General features: G+C 72.8%; 14 protein-coding genes and 1 riboswitch. Of the genes, 11 read left to right on the top strand and 3 right to left on the bottom strand.

What is annotated here, in order from left to right; genetic code table 11:
* The first annotated feature begins 59 nt into the window (after positions 1 to 59).
* The 3 genes from OG519_RS32730 (at position 60) to OG519_RS32740 (ending at position 3,022) form a co-directional block, all read left to right on the top strand.
* Complete coding sequence (locus tag OG519_RS32730) at positions 60 to 1,190, top strand: ROK family protein (protein ID WP_405591794.1); 1,131 nt, start codon at positions 60 to 62, stop codon at positions 1,188 to 1,190.
* 185 nt (positions 1,191 to 1,375) lie between these two features.
* Positions 1,376 to 1,936 carry a hypothetical protein gene (locus OG519_RS32735; protein WP_405591796.1) on the top strand — a complete coding sequence of 187 codons (561 nt, stop codon included), beginning with the start codon at positions 1,376 to 1,378 and terminating at the stop codon, positions 1,934 to 1,936.
* 69 nt (positions 1,937 to 2,005) lie between these two features.
* Positions 2,006 to 3,022: a carbohydrate kinase family protein gene (locus OG519_RS32740; RefSeq protein WP_405591799.1), complete on the top strand. Its 1,017-nt coding sequence runs from the start codon at positions 2,006 to 2,008 to the stop codon at positions 3,020 to 3,022.
* A gap of 8 nt (positions 3,023 to 3,030) precedes the next feature.
* On the opposite strand, the gene OG519_RS32745 is transcribed toward OG519_RS32740, so the two are convergent.
* The gene (locus OG519_RS32745; RefSeq protein ID WP_405591802.1) at positions 3,031 to 3,900 is read right to left on the bottom strand and encodes a DUF6227 family protein; all 870 of its coding nucleotides are present in this window, start codon (positions 3,898 to 3,900) and stop codon (positions 3,031 to 3,033) included.
* Positions 3,901 to 4,130: 230 nt separating this feature from the next.
* Positions 4,131 to 4,889: a TetR family transcriptional regulator gene (locus OG519_RS32750; RefSeq protein ID WP_405591805.1), complete on the bottom strand. Its 759-nt coding sequence runs from the start codon at positions 4,887 to 4,889 to the stop codon at positions 4,131 to 4,133.
* 103 nt (positions 4,890 to 4,992) lie between these two features.
* Here OG519_RS32750 and OG519_RS32755 point away from each other — a divergent pair, with 103 nt between their 5' ends.
* Together OG519_RS32755 and OG519_RS32760 are read left to right on the top strand one after the other, a co-directional pair.
* Positions 4,993 to 5,145: a hypothetical protein gene (locus OG519_RS32755; protein WP_405591808.1), complete on the top strand. Its 153-nt coding sequence runs from the start codon at positions 4,993 to 4,995 to the stop codon at positions 5,143 to 5,145.
* A 113-nt stretch (positions 5,146 to 5,258) separates the two neighbouring features.
* On the top strand, positions 5,259 to 5,576 hold the full coding sequence (locus OG519_RS32760; RefSeq protein ID WP_405591811.1) for a DUF4190 domain-containing protein: 318 nt from the start codon (positions 5,259 to 5,261) through the stop codon (positions 5,574 to 5,576).
* 128 nt (positions 5,577 to 5,704) lie between these two features.
* Here OG519_RS32760 and OG519_RS32765 read toward each other — a convergent pair whose 3' ends face one another.
* Positions 5,705 to 7,246, bottom strand: coding sequence for a glycine hydroxymethyltransferase (locus OG519_RS32765; RefSeq protein WP_405591814.1), 1,542 nt, complete (start codon positions 7,244 to 7,246; stop codon positions 5,705 to 5,707).
* A gap of 32 nt (positions 7,247 to 7,278) precedes the next feature.
* A riboswitch (ZMP/ZTP riboswitch) is annotated at positions 7,279 to 7,372 on the bottom strand.
* 145 nt (positions 7,373 to 7,517) lie between these two features.
* On the opposite strand from OG519_RS32765, the gene OG519_RS32770 reads away from it, so the two are divergent.
* The 6 genes from OG519_RS32770 (at position 7,518) to OG519_RS32795 (ending at position 15,929) form a co-directional block, all read left to right on the top strand.
* On the top strand, positions 7,518 to 8,516 hold the full coding sequence (locus tag OG519_RS32770; protein ID WP_405591816.1) for an enoyl-CoA hydratase/isomerase family protein: 999 nt from the start codon (positions 7,518 to 7,520) through the stop codon (positions 8,514 to 8,516).
* Between the two features lie 146 nt (positions 8,517 to 8,662).
* The gene (locus OG519_RS32775) at positions 8,663 to 9,694 is read left to right on the top strand and encodes a LacI family DNA-binding transcriptional regulator (RefSeq protein ID WP_405591819.1); all 1,032 of its coding nucleotides are present in this window, start codon (positions 8,663 to 8,665) and stop codon (positions 9,692 to 9,694) included.
* A gap of 285 nt (positions 9,695 to 9,979) precedes the next feature.
* Positions 9,980 to 11,887: a ricin-type beta-trefoil lectin domain protein gene (locus tag OG519_RS32780; protein ID WP_405591822.1), complete on the top strand. Its 1,908-nt coding sequence runs from the start codon at positions 9,980 to 9,982 to the stop codon at positions 11,885 to 11,887.
* Positions 11,888 to 12,379: 492 nt separating this feature from the next.
* Positions 12,380 to 13,384, top strand: a complete 1,005-nt coding sequence (locus tag OG519_RS32785) for a YbhN family protein (protein WP_405591825.1) — start codon at positions 12,380 to 12,382, stop codon at positions 13,382 to 13,384.
* 198 nt (positions 13,385 to 13,582) lie between these two features.
* Entirely contained in the window at positions 13,583 to 14,974 is a 1,392-nt protein-coding gene (locus OG519_RS32790; RefSeq protein ID WP_405593163.1) for a ricin-type beta-trefoil lectin domain protein, read from the top strand.
* Between the two features lie 235 nt (positions 14,975 to 15,209).
* Complete coding sequence (locus OG519_RS32795; RefSeq protein ID WP_405591827.1) at positions 15,210 to 15,929, top strand: response regulator transcription factor; 720 nt, start codon at positions 15,210 to 15,212, stop codon at positions 15,927 to 15,929.
* The last annotated feature ends 83 nt before the right edge of the window (positions 15,930 to 16,012 follow it).

The following is a 16,012-nucleotide window of genomic DNA, read 5'->3' on the forward strand; positions in this document are numbered from 1 at the left end:
CGGTGAGGCGCGACGTGGGCCGGACGACGAGGGATCTCCGTCGGCACAACCGCACCTCCGTGCTGACCAGGCTTTATCTGCACGGCCCCGCCAGCCGCTTCGACCTGATGCTGGCCACCGGGCTCAGCTCCGCGACCGTCAGCAACGTCGTCACCGGCCTGGTCGCGGACGGCCTGGTCGCCGAGGCCGGCCTGCTGGACTCCGACGGCGGCCGGCCGCGCACCCTGCTGGAGGTACGCCCGGGGTACGCGCGGGTGGTCGGCGTGGACATCGGTGAGACCCATGTCCAGGTCGGCCTCTTCGACTGGACGCTTGACACCCTGGCCACCGCGACCTTCCCGATGGACGACGGCGGACCGGAACCGGAGCTGCTCGCCGGGCTGGTGACGGCCGGCATCGAGGAGGTCACCGCCAAGGCGGGCGCCGACAGCGCGGCACTGCTCGGGATCGGTGTCGGGGTGCCCGGCACCGTGCTGCCCGACGGCCTGGTGCACGCCCCCACCCTGGGCTGGTCGGGGGTGCCCTTCGAAGGGCTGCTGCGGCCGCACGTCGCCGCGCCGCTGCATCTGGACAACTGCGCCCGCACGCTGGGCCAGGCCGAGATGTGGCGCGGCGCCGGGCGCGGCGCCGAACGGGCCATCGTCGGGTTGCTGGCCGTCGGGGTCGGCGCCGCGGTGGCGACCGGTTCGCCCGATGGGGTGACCAGCACCACCAGCGAGTGGGGCCACACCGTCATCGAGGCCGGCGGCGCCGCCTGCCGCTGCGGATCGCACGGGTGCCTGGAGGCGTACGTCGGGGCCGAGGCCATCCTGGGGCACTACGAACGGACCCCGGGCGCCCCCCGGTTGGCCGCCGCCGGCGTCGAGCGGAAGATCGCCGCCCTGGTCGACGCCGCCGCCGGGCCCGGCCCGGCCGCCGACACGCTGCACCGGACCGCCGAGTACCTGGGCATCGGCGTCGCCAACCTCATCAACCTGCTCAGCCCGGACCGCGTCATCCTCTCCGGCTGGCTCAGCAGCGCGCTCGGCCCCGCCGTGCTCCCCGCCGTCCGCGACGCCGTGCGCCGCCACAGCCTCGCCTACATGGCCGAGGGCACCCGCCTCGAACTCGGCAGCCTCGGCCACGAGGCGGTGGCCCTCGGCGCGGCCACCCTCGCCGTGCACGGCCTGCTCACGGCCGGCGGCCGATAACCGGCGGCCCGGCCGGAAGACGGCGCCGAGCGACGGGACGGCGGGGACGGCGCGCCGATGACGGGACGGCGGGGACGGCGCGCCGATGACGGGACGGCGCGGGCGACGGGAGACAGCCGGGAAACCGCCGGGAAACCGGCGAGCGACAGCTTCCGGCAGAGCGGTGATCCGGCAGAGTGAGCCGCATGCAGCCCGAGGTCCCCCCACCCAGCGATCCGCATGTGCGGCACCTGCGCCGGATGTTCCTGGCCGTCATCACCGGCAGCTTCCTCTTCCTCATCCCCTGGGTCGGCTACCTCTCGGCGAGCCTGCCCACCCGCCACGTGGTGGACCAGTGGCGCCCGGCCTGGGTCGGCTTCGACATCGCGCTGGTCGCCGCGCTCGGCGTCACCGCGCTGTGCGCCTGGCGCCGGCTCCAGATCTTCATCCCGTGGGCGATGGTGACGGCGACCCTGTTGTGCTGCGACGCCTGGTTCGACATCGTGCTCGACTGGAACAGCGGTGAGCTGACCGGCGCGCTCCTCACCGCTGCCTTCGCCGAACTCCCGCTCGCGTTCCTGCTGTTGTACGTATCCCGGCGGATGACCAGACTGACCGTGATCATCGCCTGGCGGCGGGCCGGCCGCGTCGGACCCGTACCGCCGCTGTTCCGGCTGTCGTTGATGCCGCGCACCGCGGAGGAGGAGGAACACGACCGCGAATGGCGCCGGCAGCACGGCGACGACCCCCGGCCGGGCGACGGCTGATCGCGGCGGCGTCCCGGCGCCGAACTCCCGCCGTACGAAGGCAAGAACCCGACCGAACGGAGTCCACCGATGACCAACGCCCTTCCCCCGCAGGGATCCGACCCCCGTCAGGAGCCGTCCTACGACGTGCTGGTGGTCGGCGGCACCGGAGTCGACACGATCGTCCCGGTCGACCGGCTCGCCGTGCCCGGTGGCGACGCCGTGCTGGTCCCGCCGATCCGGGACTACGTCGCCCACACCGGCAACGGCGTCGCCCTCGGCTTCCAGGCGCTCGGGCTGACCACCAAGTTCATCGACTACCTCGGTGACGACCCGCAGGGCCGGCTGATCCTCGACCGGTACGCCGCCACCGGGCTCGACTTCAGCTATCTCCCCGCGCCGGCCGGCACCCCGCGCAGCGTCAATCTGGTGGACCGCGAGGGCCGCCGCTTCTCCTTCTACGACGGCCGTCACCCGGAAGGGCTGCGGCTGCCGCGCGCCTTCTACCTCCCGTATCTCGAACGCGCCCGCCATGTGCACATCTCCCGCTCGGCGCACGCCCAGGAGGTGTTCGCCGATGCCCACCGTCTCGGTCGTACCGTCTCCACCGACCTGCACGCCTGGGACGGCGAGGATACGTCGGCGCACCCCTGGGCCTACGGGGCCGACCTGGTGTTCCTCAGCGCCGCGGCCGTCGGAGAGCGCATTCCGGCGGTGATGCGGCAGATCCTGGCCCACGGCCGGGCCGAACTGGTGGTGGCCACCGATGGCGCCGCCGGATGCCGGGTGCTCGCGCGCGGCGAGCAGGAGCCGCGGCGCTTTCCGGCGGTGGTACCGGAACGGCCGGTGGTGGACAGCAACGGCGCGGGGGACGCCTTCCTGACGGCCTTTCTGCACGCCCGCTTCTCGGGCGCCGATCCGGCGGCATGCGTACGGGCCGGCTCGGTCTCCGGCGCCTTCGCGTGCGGCAGTCCCGGCACCCACGAGGAGGTCATCGGCGCTGAAGCCCTGGCCGCCGCGGTTCGCCGCGCCCGGTACGCCCACCCGGCCGCCGACGGCGCCCCCGCCGCGACCGCCACCGACGAGGACGCCGTACCCACCAGTTGACCGACCTGCTAGCTGCCCGCCTCGATATGGCGGACCGCGGTGTCCAGGGCGGCGTCCCGCGAGAGGTAGACCTCGCAGACCGGGTGGCCGTCCGGGGTGCGGGTGTGGTCGATCTCCCACAGGCTCAACTCGCTGCCGTCGAGCAGCAGGAAGGCGTGCTCGTAGAGCGACCAGGACACCGTGCGGCCCTTGATGGCCGCGCTGCGCCGGGCGACGATGCTGATGTCGTGGGCGATCGCGGCGCGCAGCCGCAGCAGCACATCCGGCCCTGGGGCGCCGGCGTTGGCGGCCCGGCGCAGCAGCCGCCAGGCGTGGTCGGGCGAATCGCCCTCGGTGTAGGAGTGGCGGAACCCCTCCCGCCCGGCGCCCGGTAGTTCGACCATGCCGCCCGGTTCGCCGTCGTACCCGGTCGGCGCGGGGCCGCCGGCGGCACCTGCCCCACCGGCACCGGCACCTGCCCTGCCCCGCGGGTGCGGTCGCGGTCGGGACGCGGGCGGTTCCTCCGGTCCGGCCGAGGAGCCGAAAGCCGTGTCGACCTCCCACTCCGCCAGCGCCAGACCCTCGCGGTCGGCGAAGACCGCGTGCCGCAGCCGCTCGTCGGGTCCGGTGTTGTGCTCCAGTTCCCACAGCACCCGCACCTCACCGTCCGGCAGCAGGAAACTGTGCCGGAAGGTGCGCCGTTCCAGTCGGCGCGGCGGCCCCTTGGCATTCCGGCACGACTGGAGGCCGCAGTAGTGCATCAGCGCCGATCTCACCTCGGCCAGGTGCCGGGCCGCGTGTGGGCCGTTCTCCGCGCGGGCCAATAACCGCGCCAGTTGTTCGTCCGGCCGGCCACCGGATCGTAGGACTTCCACCGTCCGTGCGGGCTCTGGGTCCATGCGGCCCTCCCGGGTCCGACGCCACCAACCCTGCTGGCGACTCAGGGTAGTAGCGGCCTCGCCGATCGCACCCACGAAAGCCGAGATTGCGGGCGTGCGGGACAGGTGCGCACGCCCCCATGGCCGGGCCGATGCCCGCCGGGGCGGCGATCTGACCAGGTCAGGGCGTCGGCCGGAAAGCGGAGCCCCGTTGGTGACTCTATGTCGCGACACGGAAAGCCGTGCCGCCCCTACGTCTCGGCGTCCAGCCAGTGTGCGCGTCCGATACCGATGATGCGCATCCGCAGGCCCGCGGCGTTCACCACACGGTCCCGCCGCCCGGTGTCGCCGGGCGGCACTTCGAGAAAGGCGGTCGCCGTCATCACCATGTGGTCGACATACAGCTCCGCCAGCACCCGCAGATCGTCGGCGGGCCAGCCGTCGGAGAGCGGTTGCCCGGCCAGGCCGGCCGCCACCTCGTCGGCGAAGCCCCGCAGTTCGGCCGCGATCGCCTCGCGGACCCGCAGGACACCGCCGAACCGCTCCCGCGCGATGAAGCGGATGTGCGGGCGGTGCTCGTCCACATACGTCCCGATGATGGTCACCGAGCGGTCGATCCTCCCGGCCGGGTCCGCGGAGCCGTCGGCCATCACCTCCCGGACCGCGGTGTGCAGGCTGCCCAGCGCCTCCCCGACCAGCGCGACCCCGAGATCCGCCATGTCGGGGAAGTGCCGGTAGAAGGCAGCGGGGGAGACTCCGACCTCGCGGGTCAGCTCGCGAAGCCCGAGGCTGCTGAGGTTCTGGTGTGCCAGCAGCCGGAGCCCCGCGTCCAGCAGGGCCTGGCGGGTCTGCTGTTTCTGCGCCTGACGGACGCCCGGGTGCCTGGCACCGGCCGGCTGGATGTCGGCGGCGGCCGGATCGCCGCGGTTTTCGCCGTTCGCGGACGGCCCGGCGCGCTCCGGCCCGCTCGGCGGGATCCCGGCCGCGCCGGGTCGGTCGATGTGACTCATGTCATTCAGTAAACAACCGTTCTCCGACTTTGGCCACGCTAGCCTGGAGAAGTCAGTGAACAACTGTCAGCCGAAAAGCCGACTCCGCGAAGGAGCAGCCGATATGAGCCTCGTCGTCCTCCTGCTGGGCCTGGGCATCCTGATGGGCGCCGCCGCCCACACCTCGCTCACCGCCTTCACCGTGGCCGCCGCCGTGATCGCCCTCTGGCTGGCCGCCTTCGCCGTCCGCGAACGCCTCGGCCGGCGACGCGGCTGAACCGCCGCCCCGGCCGCCCGGGTCGGCGCCGGTATCCCCGGCCCGGCCCGGCGGACGGATCGCCTCCGACACGACCGACCTCCGTACCCGACCACCGCCAGGAAAGGACCACCGTGAACACCGCGACCACCCGCGCCGGGAGCACGCTCCCGGGCGCGCGGCGAAACACCGGCACACCGCGCACCGACCAGGCCGGCACGGGCGACGCCGACGGCATGGCCGTCGCGTCCTTCCTGCTCGGCCTGCCCGGACTGCTGGTGCTCAACCTGGTGCTCGGCCCGGCCGCCGTGGTGCTGGCCCTGGTCGCGCTGGCCCGCGGCACCCGCCGTCGGGGCCGCGCCCTGCTCGGCCTGGCGCTGGGCGTCGCCGACCTCGCGGTCGTGGTCGTCCTGACCGTCCTCGACCACGGCGTCCTGTGGTCCTTCGGCTGACCCGCGGCCGGAAGGCCGGCAGGCCGGCAGGCCGGCAGGCCGAAAAGTAGAGGGCTGTCGAGCGCGGGCGGCCGGGCCCGGCGCCGACCGCGCCGGACCCACCCCGCCCACGCTCGCGGAGCCTCGGCTCAGCTCAGATCGATCCCCGGGTAGAGCGGAAAGCCGGTCAGCAGGTCGGCCGCCCGCCGTGCGACCTGGTCGGCCACCGCCGGGTCCAGCACGTGGTGGGCCTTGGACAGGCCGCCCTTGGGCGCCGCCGCCGCGCTTGTCCCTGTCAGCACCGTGTCGATGAGCCCGGCGATCTCGTCCATCTCCGCCGCGCCGAGGCCGCGGCTGGTCAGCGCCGGGGTGCCGATCCTGATGCCCGAGGTGTACCAGGCACCGTTCGGGTCCTGGGGCACCGAGTTGCGGTTGGTCACGATGCCGGCGTCCAGCAGCGCGTTCTCCGCCTGCCGGCCGGTCAGCCCGTAACCGGACACGTCGATCAGCACCAGGTGGTTGTCGGTGCCGCCGGTGACCAGCTTGGCGCCGCGCTCCAGCAGGCCGTCGGCGAGTGAGCGCGCGTTGTCGACCACGGCCCGCGCGTACGTGCCGAACTCCGGCCGGGACGCCTCCGCCAGCGCCACCGCCTTGGCCGCCATCACGTGCGGCAGCGGACCGCCGAGCACCATCGGGCAGCCCCGGTCGACGTGTTCGGCGAGCGTGTCGTCGCACAGCACCATCCCGCCGCGCGGGCCGCGCAGCGACTTGTGCGTGGTGGTGGTGACGATGTTGGCGTGTGGCACCGGGTCGAAGTCGCCGGTCAGCACCTTGCCCGCGACCAGACCCGCGAAGTGCGCCATGTCCACCATCAAGGTGGCGCCGACCTCGTCGGCGATCTCCCGCATCAGACGGAAGTTGACCAGCCGGGGGTAGGCGGAGTAGCCGGCCACCAGGATCAGCGGCCGGAACTCGCGGGCCGAGGCCCGCAGCGCGTCGTAGTCGAGCAGCCCGGTCTCCGGGTCGGTGCCGTAACCGCGCTGCTCGAACATCTTGCCCGAGATATTGGGCCGGAAGCCGTGCGTGAGATGGCCGCCCGCGTCCAGCGCCATGCCGAGCATCCGCTGATTGCCGAACTCCGCCCGCAGCGCCGCCCAGTCACGCTCGGTCAGGTCGTTCACCTGCCGCACCCCGGCCTTCGCCAGCGCCGGGCCCTCCACCCGCTGGGACAACACCGCCCAGAAGGCGACCAGGTTGGCGTCGATGCCCGAATGCGGCTGCACATAGGCGTGGGCGGCGCCGAAGACGTTGCGGGCGTGCTCGACCGCCACCGCCTCGACGGTGTCCACATTGCGGCAGCCCGCGTAGAAGCGGCGGCCGACGGTGCCCTCGGCGTACTTGTCGCTCAGCCAGTTGCCCATCGTGAGCAGCACGGCGGGGGAGGCGTAGTTCTCGCTCGCGACCAGCTTGAGCATCTCGCGCTGGTCGGTGAGCTCGCTCGCGATGGCGTCGGCGATCCGCGGCTCCACCCCCCGGATCACGTCGAGCGCGCTGCGGTAGGCGATCGACTCGGGGGTCTGCGAGGCGCCGGGCGCGCCGCCGGACGGAACGGCGGAGCGGACATCCGAGAGGACAGTCGCGGGGGCACTTGAGGGGACTGCGGCGGGAACAGCGGACGGCTGTCGGGCCATGGGGGTCCTCCGGTTCGAAGCGGGTTCGGAAACGGGACGGCCCAGGCGCACGGCACTCACTGACGGCGTACCGAGCCGCTCCCCGATGGTTGACCCCATCCCAGCGCGCCAGTCACGGCTCGCCGCGAGCCTACCAACGCGGCGCGCTCAGCGGCGACCGTTGTCGCCGCCCGGGGATTGCCGTGTCGGCGGCCCCCGGCAGGTGTTTGGATGGGGGCGCCGGCCGCTCTGGCACCGGCCGGCCACCGACCGTACGACCGACTGGAGCGCCATGGACACGACCGCCCCGCCCGTCACCACCCGCGTCCACGCGGGCACCGGGGTGATCGAACTCGACCGGCCGGCCGCCCTCAACGCCCTTGACCTCACGATGGTCCGGCTGATGACCGAGGCGCTCCAGGAGTGGCGGGACGACCGGGCCGTGCGGTCGGTGCTGATCCGCAGTACCTCGCCCAAGGCGTTCTGCGCCGGCGGCGACATCAGGGCGATGCGGGACGCCGGGGTGCGGGGCGACGACGCGACCGTGCTCGCGTACTTCTCCGCCGAGTACGCGCTCAATCTGCTGATCGCCCGCTACCCCAAGCCGTACACCGCGCTCATCGACGGCTACGCGATGGGCGGCGGGCTCGGCGTGTCGGTGCACGGCTCGGCGCGGGTGGTGACCGAGCGCGCGATACTCGCCATGCCGGAGACCGGCATCGGCTTCTTCCCGGACATCGGCGCCAGCCACTTCCTGCCGCGGCTGGCGGGCGCGGTCGGCTGGTACCTCGGCCTCACCGGCCTGCGGATCCCCGGTGCGGCGGCCGTCAGCTGCGGACTCGCCACCCACTACGTGCCGGCCGCCGAACTCCCGGCGCTGGAAGCCGTCCTGCTGGCCGGGGCCGCGCCCGCGCAGGCGCTGGACCGCTTCGCCGTCGCCGCGCCCGCGTCCGGCGCGGACGGGCACCGTGCCGCGATCGAGCGCTGCTTCACCGCGCCCGACCTCGCCGAGTTGCGGGCCCGGCTCGCCCGGGACGAGGACCGCGCGTGGGCCGACGAGGCCCTCGCGGCTCTTGAGTCGGCGTCGCCGATGAGTCTGGCCGTCACCTTCGACCTGTTGCGGGCCGGCGCCGGGTCGACGCTCGAGGAGTGCCTGGCGCGCGAGCTGGACCTGGCCCGCCGGGTCGCCCACGAGCCGGACTTCCACGAGGGGGTGCGGGCCGCGCTCATCGACAAGGACCGCGCACCGGCGTGGTCGCCCTATCCGCCGCCCGCGGAAACATGGTACTGAACCGGTTGAGGCTTTTATGCCACGGTAAGACCCCGTCTCGGACCGTTGCCCGCCGAGGCGTTCAGTGTTGTTAAGGTGAAGGCCGATCACCACCGCGGGCGGATCGTCGCCGCCGGTCCGCAGAGCCCGGAGGAGGCGCAGGACGTATGAGCCCGGCCAAGCGTCCCACCATCGCCGACATCGCCCAAGCCGCGGGGGTGTCCAAGGGTGCGGTGTCGTACGCGCTCAACGGCAAGGCGGGGGTCTCCGCGCAGACCCGCGGCCGGGTCGTGGAGATCGCCGCGCGGATGGGCTGGCACCCGAGCAGCGCCGCCCGCGCGCTCTCCGACGGGCGGGCCGGCGCCGTCGGTCTGGTGGTCGACCGGCCGGCCTGGGTGCTGGGCATCGAGCCGTTCTTCATGCGGCTGGTCTCCGGCGTCGAGCAGGGGCTCGCCGCCACCGGCACCGCGCTGCTGCTCCAGGTCACCGACGACGCCGGGGCCGAGGAGGCCGCGTACCGGCGCTGGTGGGGCGAGCGCCGGGTGGACGGGGTGCTCCTGGTCGATCTGCGGGACGGCGACCCGCGGCCCGCCCTGCTCGCCGAACTCGGCCTGCCCGCCGTGGTGGTGGGCCACGCGGCCGACGCGACCGGGACGCCCTCGGTGTGGATCGACGAGGCCGGCGCCGTCCGCGAGACCCTGGCGTATCTGGCCGCCATGGGACACCGCAGGATCGCCCGGGTGGCGGGCCCCGCGAAGTTCGTGCACACCCGCGAGCGGGGCGAGGCATTCCAGGAGTGCGCGGCCGAACTCTCGCTGCCCGAGATCACCTCGGTGCACACCGACTACTCGGGGGAGGACGGCGCCCGCGCCACCCGCCGCCTGCTGTCGGGTCCGGCCCGGCCCACCGCGATCGTCTACGACAACGACGTGATGGCGGTCGCCGCGCTGGGCGTCACCCAGGAGATGGGCATCCGGGTGCCGGCCGAACTCTCCGTCGTGGCCTGGGACGACAGCGAGCTGTGCCGGCTGGTGCGGCCGGCGCTCACCGCGGTCAGCCGCCAGGTGCCGGAGTACGGCGAGCGGGCGGTGCGGGCGCTGCTCGCGCTGATCGACGGCGAGAAGGTGGACGACATCCTGCTGGACGCGCCGGCGCTGGTGCCGCGCGGCAGCACCGCGCCCGCGCCCGCCCGCCGCTGAGCCGCCCCCCACTGAGCCGTCCGCCGCCCCCGGGCCGGGCCCGACGCGGTCATCGGTCTGGACCAATACTCCGCAGGTCACCCGCCCGGTAACGCTCAACGCGCCTTTGTTCCACGGTGTTTCAGTAATTCTCACCCTGCCGGATGCCTTGACGGCCCTCTGGCCCGCTAGTTAAATCACGACGCGATATAAGCCATGAAACAAGTGATGAAACAAGCGTGCAGACCCCCTCACTGCACGGTCGTTCATGTCAGGCCCATGCCACTGCCGAAGGGGCAAACGACCATGAGCTCAGCGACCCGCCCACGCGCGGGCAGATTCACCTGGCGACGCACCCTCCTCGGAGTCCTGGCCGCCGCGGCGGCGGCCTTCACCCCCACGCTCGTCCTGCCCGCCACGGCGCACGCCGCGGGCGAGAGCGTGCAGGTCTATCTCACCACCACCAGCGACTCGGGCGGCCGCACCGTCAGCAAGGGCCTCCAGCAGCAGACGCCGGTCGCCTTCGCGGCCGGCACCGGCGGCGCCGGCCAGCAGGTCACGGTGGACGAGAACACCCAATACCAGCAGTTCACCGGCGCCGGCGCGTCCTTCACCGACACCGCCGCCTATCTGCTCAACTCCAGCGGCGCGCTCTCCGCGGCCACCCGCGCCACGGTGATGCAGAAGCTCTTCGACCCGGTCAACGGCATCGGGATCGACTTCCTGCGCAACCCGATGGGCGCCTCGGACCTGGCCCGGGGCAACTACACGTTCGACGACATGCCGGCCGGCCAGACCGACCCGACGCTCGCGCACTTCTCCATCGCGCACGACCTCACCGACGTCCTCCCGCTCACCAAGCAGGCCCGCCAGCTCAACCCGGCGGTCAAGGTGATGGCCACCCCGTGGACCCCGCCGCCGTGGATGAAGGACAGCGACGCCTACAGCCAGGGCTGGCTCGAGTCGCAGTACTACGCCGCCTACGCGCAGTACTTCGTGAAGTACCTCCAGGCGTACCAGGCCCAGGGCGTGCCGATCGACTACGTGACGGTGCAGAACGAGCCCACCTGCTGCGGTGGTTACCCCTCGGCCCAGTGGAACGGCTCCGGTCTCGCCTACTTCACCAAGACCAACCTGCTGCCCGCCCTGCACACGGCCGGGCTGTCCACCAAGGTGCTGGCCCTGGACTGGAACTGGGACTCGTACGACAGCTACGCCGCGCCCACCGTGGACGACGCGGCGATCCGCAACGACCCGAACTTCGGCGGTATCGCCTGGCACGGGTACGAGGGCGACGTCGGCGAGCAGACCACGATCCACAACAAGTACCCCAACGTCCCGGCCTTCGACACCGAGCACTCCGGCGGCACCTGGATCGGCAACCAGCAGAAGGAGGACATGGAGAACCTGATCGACTACACCCGCAACTACGGGCAGAGCTGGGTGAAGTGGAGCCTGGCGGTCGATCAGAACATGGGCCCGCACAACGGCGGCTGCGGTACCTGCACCGGACTGGTCACCGTGCACAACGGTGACAGCCGCAGCGGGCAGGTCGACTACACCATCGAGTACTACACGATGGGTCATCTGACGAAGTTCGTGAAGCCGGGCGCCACCCGGATCGCCTCCACCGACAACGCGACCGTCCGCAACGTCGCCTGGAAGAACCCGGACGGCTCCAAGGCGCTCATCGCCTACAACGAGTCGTCCTCCGCCCAGACCGTGCGGGTCAACTGGGGCAACGAGAACTTCTCGTACAGCCTGCCCGGCGGCGCCTCGGCCACCTTCACCTGGGCCGGCACCCAGGGCACCGGCACCGGCGGCGGCACCGGCCACACCGGGGCCATCACCGGCTACGGCGGCAAGTGCGCCGACGTGGCGGCCGGCAGCAGCGCCAACGGCACCGCGGTCCAGCTCTACGACTGCAACGGCAGCGCCGCCCAGCAGTGGACCGCGACCGGCGGCACTTTCCAGGCGCTCGGCAAGTGCCTGGACATCACCTCGGCGGGCACCGCCAACGGCACCCAGGCGCAGTTGTACGACTGCAACGGCACCGGCTCCCAGCAGTGGAGCAAGGGGGCCAACAACACCCTGGTCAATCCGCAGTCCGGCCGCTGTCTCGACGCGACCGGACCCAGTTCCGCCAACGGCACCCGATTGCAGATCTGGGACTGCACCGGAGCGGCCAACCAGCAGTGGACGGCTCCGTCCTGATCCACTGACCCCCGAGAACGGCTTCCGGTGGACCTCTCACCGCCGGGAGTCGCGCTGAAGGAAGCAGCCGCCGGTCCGCGCGCTCGTCGCGGGCCGGCGGCTCGCCATGTCCGGCGTCACCCGTCCACCACTTGGATACGTCCGAAAAGGTGACGCTGACGCCCTCCGCGCGCCGCGCGGACTCATCGAACGAGCGAATCCACGAGCAGGCCGGCCGGGGGTTCGGCGCCGTGTCCACGGGGGTTCCCGGGAGAGCCGAGCCCACCCGGGAACCCCCGTGGACCCGGCACCGGACGGTGTCGCGGGTGGCCCGGATGGCCGGGAAGCACCTGTTGGTCGCGCCCGGTTCACTGAGTGTGTTGACCCGTGTGGCCGTGCGCGGGTAGGTCGCGGGGCGGAGAGCCGCCTAATCTGGAAACCCCGTCCTTCCCGCCACGCAGAGTCCCGCTCACGGCGCCCCCACCGCCGTACCTCCCGCGACGAGGAGTCCCCGTGACCGTCACCCGTACCGAGGACACCCTCTGGCAGCGTGTCCCGGGACGGTCGGCCTGGCAGCGCACCACCGTGCGGACGGCCGCGGTGCTGCTGCCGATGGTGCTGGTGGGACTCTTTCTGGCCAGGCAGTGGCCGCTGATCAACTCCAGTGCGGTACGGCTCAGTTCGGCGGACCACGGCTGGCTGGCGACGGCCGGCCTCGCGGCCTTCATGACCTGGGTGTGCTCCGCCACCGCGCTCCAGGGGGCGGTCGTCGAGAAGCTGCCGCCGCTGCGGCTGCTCGCCTCGCAGTTCGCCGCCTCGGCCGCCAACCACGTGCTCCCGGCGGGGGTCGGCGGCAACGCGGTCAGTCTGCGCTTCCTGATCCGGCACGGGCTCACCCCGGCCCGTTCGGTGACCTCGCTCGCGGTACGGGCCGGGGCCGCCGCGGTCTCCCGGGTCGCGCTGCTGCTGACCCTGATGCTGGCCTTCCCCGACGCCCTGCACTTCCACCGGCTCGCGCCGAGCGGGCTGGTGCTGCCGGGATACCCGCTGCTGATCACCGGCGTGGCGGCGGTCCTGCTGGTGGCCGCCCTGCTGCTGCCGCGGTGTGCCCGGCTGGCGCGCACCCGGCTGCGCGCCTTCCTGTCATCGGTCGCCGAGGATCTGCGGGCCCTGCACCGCGACCGGGGCCGGGTGCTGACGCTGTGGGGAGGTTCGCTCGCCTTTCCGATGATGCACGCGAGCGTCATGGTCGCGGTGGTGCGCGCGGTGCACGCCCCCGTGCCGGTGAGCGGAGTGGTGATCGCCTACCTCTTCGCGAGCACCGCCGCGGGCTGGTTGCCGACGCCGGCCGGTCTCGGCTCGCTCGATGCCGCGCTCGGCCTGGCGCTGGTGACCGCGGGCGCCTCGATGGTCGCCGCGACCTCGGCCGTGCTGGGATACCGGCTGTTCACGGCGTGGCTGCCGCTGGTGCCCGGTGTGCTGGTGCTGGCCGCCCTGGTCCGCTACCGCGAACTTTAAGGTACGGACCTTTGCCGGACGTCTTGACGCCCTTCGGCGCGCCCCATTTAAATCACGTCCTGAACTAAGAGTTGAGAGAAGCTCCCCAGCGTGAACTGAACATGACCGTGTGTCAGGGGCATGGCAATCTTGCCTCGTGCTGACCAGGTGCCCCCTCGCCCCGACAGCGCCAACCAGAAGTGGACGGTGACCCGCCCGATGAAGAAGTCCACCAGCCTCCTCGCCGCCGCGGCGCTCGCCGCGGGAGCCCTCGGTGCCTTCGGCGTCGCCCAGAGCGCGTCCGGCGCCGACGTCAGCGGAGCCATCACCGGCTACGGCGGCAAGTGCGTCGACGTGGCGGCCGCCGGCACCGCCAACGGCACCGCGGTCCAGCTCTACGACTGCAACGGCACAACCGCGCAGAGCTGGACGGTCGGCTCCGACGGCACCCTGCGCTCGCTCGGCAAGTGCATGGACGTCACCTCGGCGGGTACCGCCAACGGCACCAGGGTGCAGCTCTGGGACTGCAACGGCAGCGCCGCCCAGCAGTGGACCGCGACCGGCGGGGAACTCGTCAACGCCGGCTCCGGCCGCTGCCTGGACGCGACCGGACCCAGCTCCGCCAACGGCACCCGGCTCCAGATCTGGGACTGCACCGCCGCCGCCAACCAGAAGTGGACGCTGCCCACCGGCGGCGGCACCACCCCACCGCCGACCAGCCCGCCGGCCGGCGGCGGCGTCCAGGCCGTGGCCCCCTACCTCTACAACGGCTGGGGCAACCCGCCGGACCCGACCACCGTCATGAACGCCACCGGCGTCAAGTGGTTCACCCTCGCCTTCGTGCTCAGCAACGGGACCTGCAACCCGCAGTGGGACGGCAGCCGTCCGCTCGCCGGCGGCGTCGACCAGACCACCATCAACAAGGTCCGCGCGGCCGGCGGCGACGTCGTCCCCTCCTTCGGCGGATACAGCGGCAACAAGCTGGAGCAGTCCTGCACCAGCGCGAGCGCCCTCGCCGGCGCCTACCAGAAGGTGATCAGCGCCTACGGCCTGAAGGCCATCGACATCGACATCGAGGCCGACGCCTACAGCAGCGGCACCGTGCAGCAGCGCACCGTCGACGCGCTGAAGACGGTGAAGGCCAACAACCCCGGCATCGCCGTCTACGTCACCATCGGCACCGGACAGAGCGGCCCCGACACCGGCCTGATCAACAAGGCGGCGGCCTCCGGGCTCACCGTGGACAGCTGGACGATCATGCCCTTCGACTTCGGCGGCGCCGGCCAGAACATGGGCAACCTCACCACCCAGGCCGCCGAGGGCCTGAAGAACGCGGTCAAGAACGCCTACGGCTACACCGACGACCAGGCGTACCGGCACAGCGGCATCTCGTCCATGAACGGCATCACCGACGACAACGAGACGGTCACCGTCGCCGACTTCCGCACCATCCTCGCCTACGCCCAGGCCCACCACCTGGCCCGGCTGACCTTCTGGTCGGCCAACCGGGACCGGCCCTGCCCAGGCGGCTACCCCAACGACGACACCTGCTCCGGAGTCTCCCAGCAGGCCTGGGACTTCACCCGCACCTTCGCCCAGTACCACGGCTGAGGCCTGACCCCTGCCGCCCGGCAGGGTCCGGTATCCCCGGGTGACACAGCTCTCCGCCCCCCGCCGTCCGGTCATGGTTCCCGCGATGCGACCATGCGGTACGGCCGGGGGGCGGAGGTATGCGGGGGGGAAGCGGGCATGACACCGACGACGACGGGGATGACGACGGGGCCGGCGAAGGTGGCGGTGCGGCGGTGACGACGGGGACGGGACCGGCGAAGGTGGCGGTGCGGCGGTGACGGGCGGGCGCGGCGACGCCGTGGGCCGGGTGCTGGTGGTCGACGACGACGCGGCCATCCGCCGCTCGCTCGGCCGGGGGCTGCGCCTGCGGGGCTTCACCGTCACCGAGGCGGACGGCGGCGCCGCCGCGCTGGAACTCCTCGACCGCACCCCGCCCGACATCCTCGTGCTGGACATCTCGATGCCGGGCGTCGACGGCATCCAGGTCTGCCGCACCCTGCGGGACCACGGCAGCGATCTGCCGGTCCTGGTGCTCTCCGCCCTCGACGAGGTCGCCGACCGGGTCGCCGGACTCCAGGCCGGCGCCGACGACTATCTGGTCAAGCCGTTCGCCCTGGAAGAGCTGGTGCTGCGGCTGCATGCCCTGCTGCGCCGCCGTCCGCCCCGCCCCGACGACCAGGTGCGCGCCTGCGGCCTGGTCCTCGACCCCGCCGCCCGCACCGCAAGCCGGGACGGCACGGCGCTCGACCTGACCCGGCGCGAGTTCGAACTCCTCGAGGTGCTGGCCCGCAACGAGGGCCTGGTCCTCACCCGCGATCAACTCCTGGACCGGGTCTGGGGATACGACTTCGACGTGCGCACCGACGCCGTGGACACCTTCGTCAGCTATCTCCGGCGCAAACTGGAGGCCGGCGGCCGCCCCCGCCTCCTGCACACGGTGCGGGGCGTCGGTTTCGTGCTCCGGCCGGCCGCCGGGCCGGGCGGCCGGGACTGAGCCGGTCCGCCCCTGCCCGCCGCGCCGATCACTCCGCCGAAGCGCCGTGCCGCGGCGGCGGGTGGCGCGGCCGGCTGATGGGC

This window comes from Streptomyces sp. NBC_01190 (assembly GCF_045039895.1).
GTDB lineage: Bacteria > Actinomycetota > Actinomycetes > Streptomycetales > Streptomycetaceae > Actinacidiphila.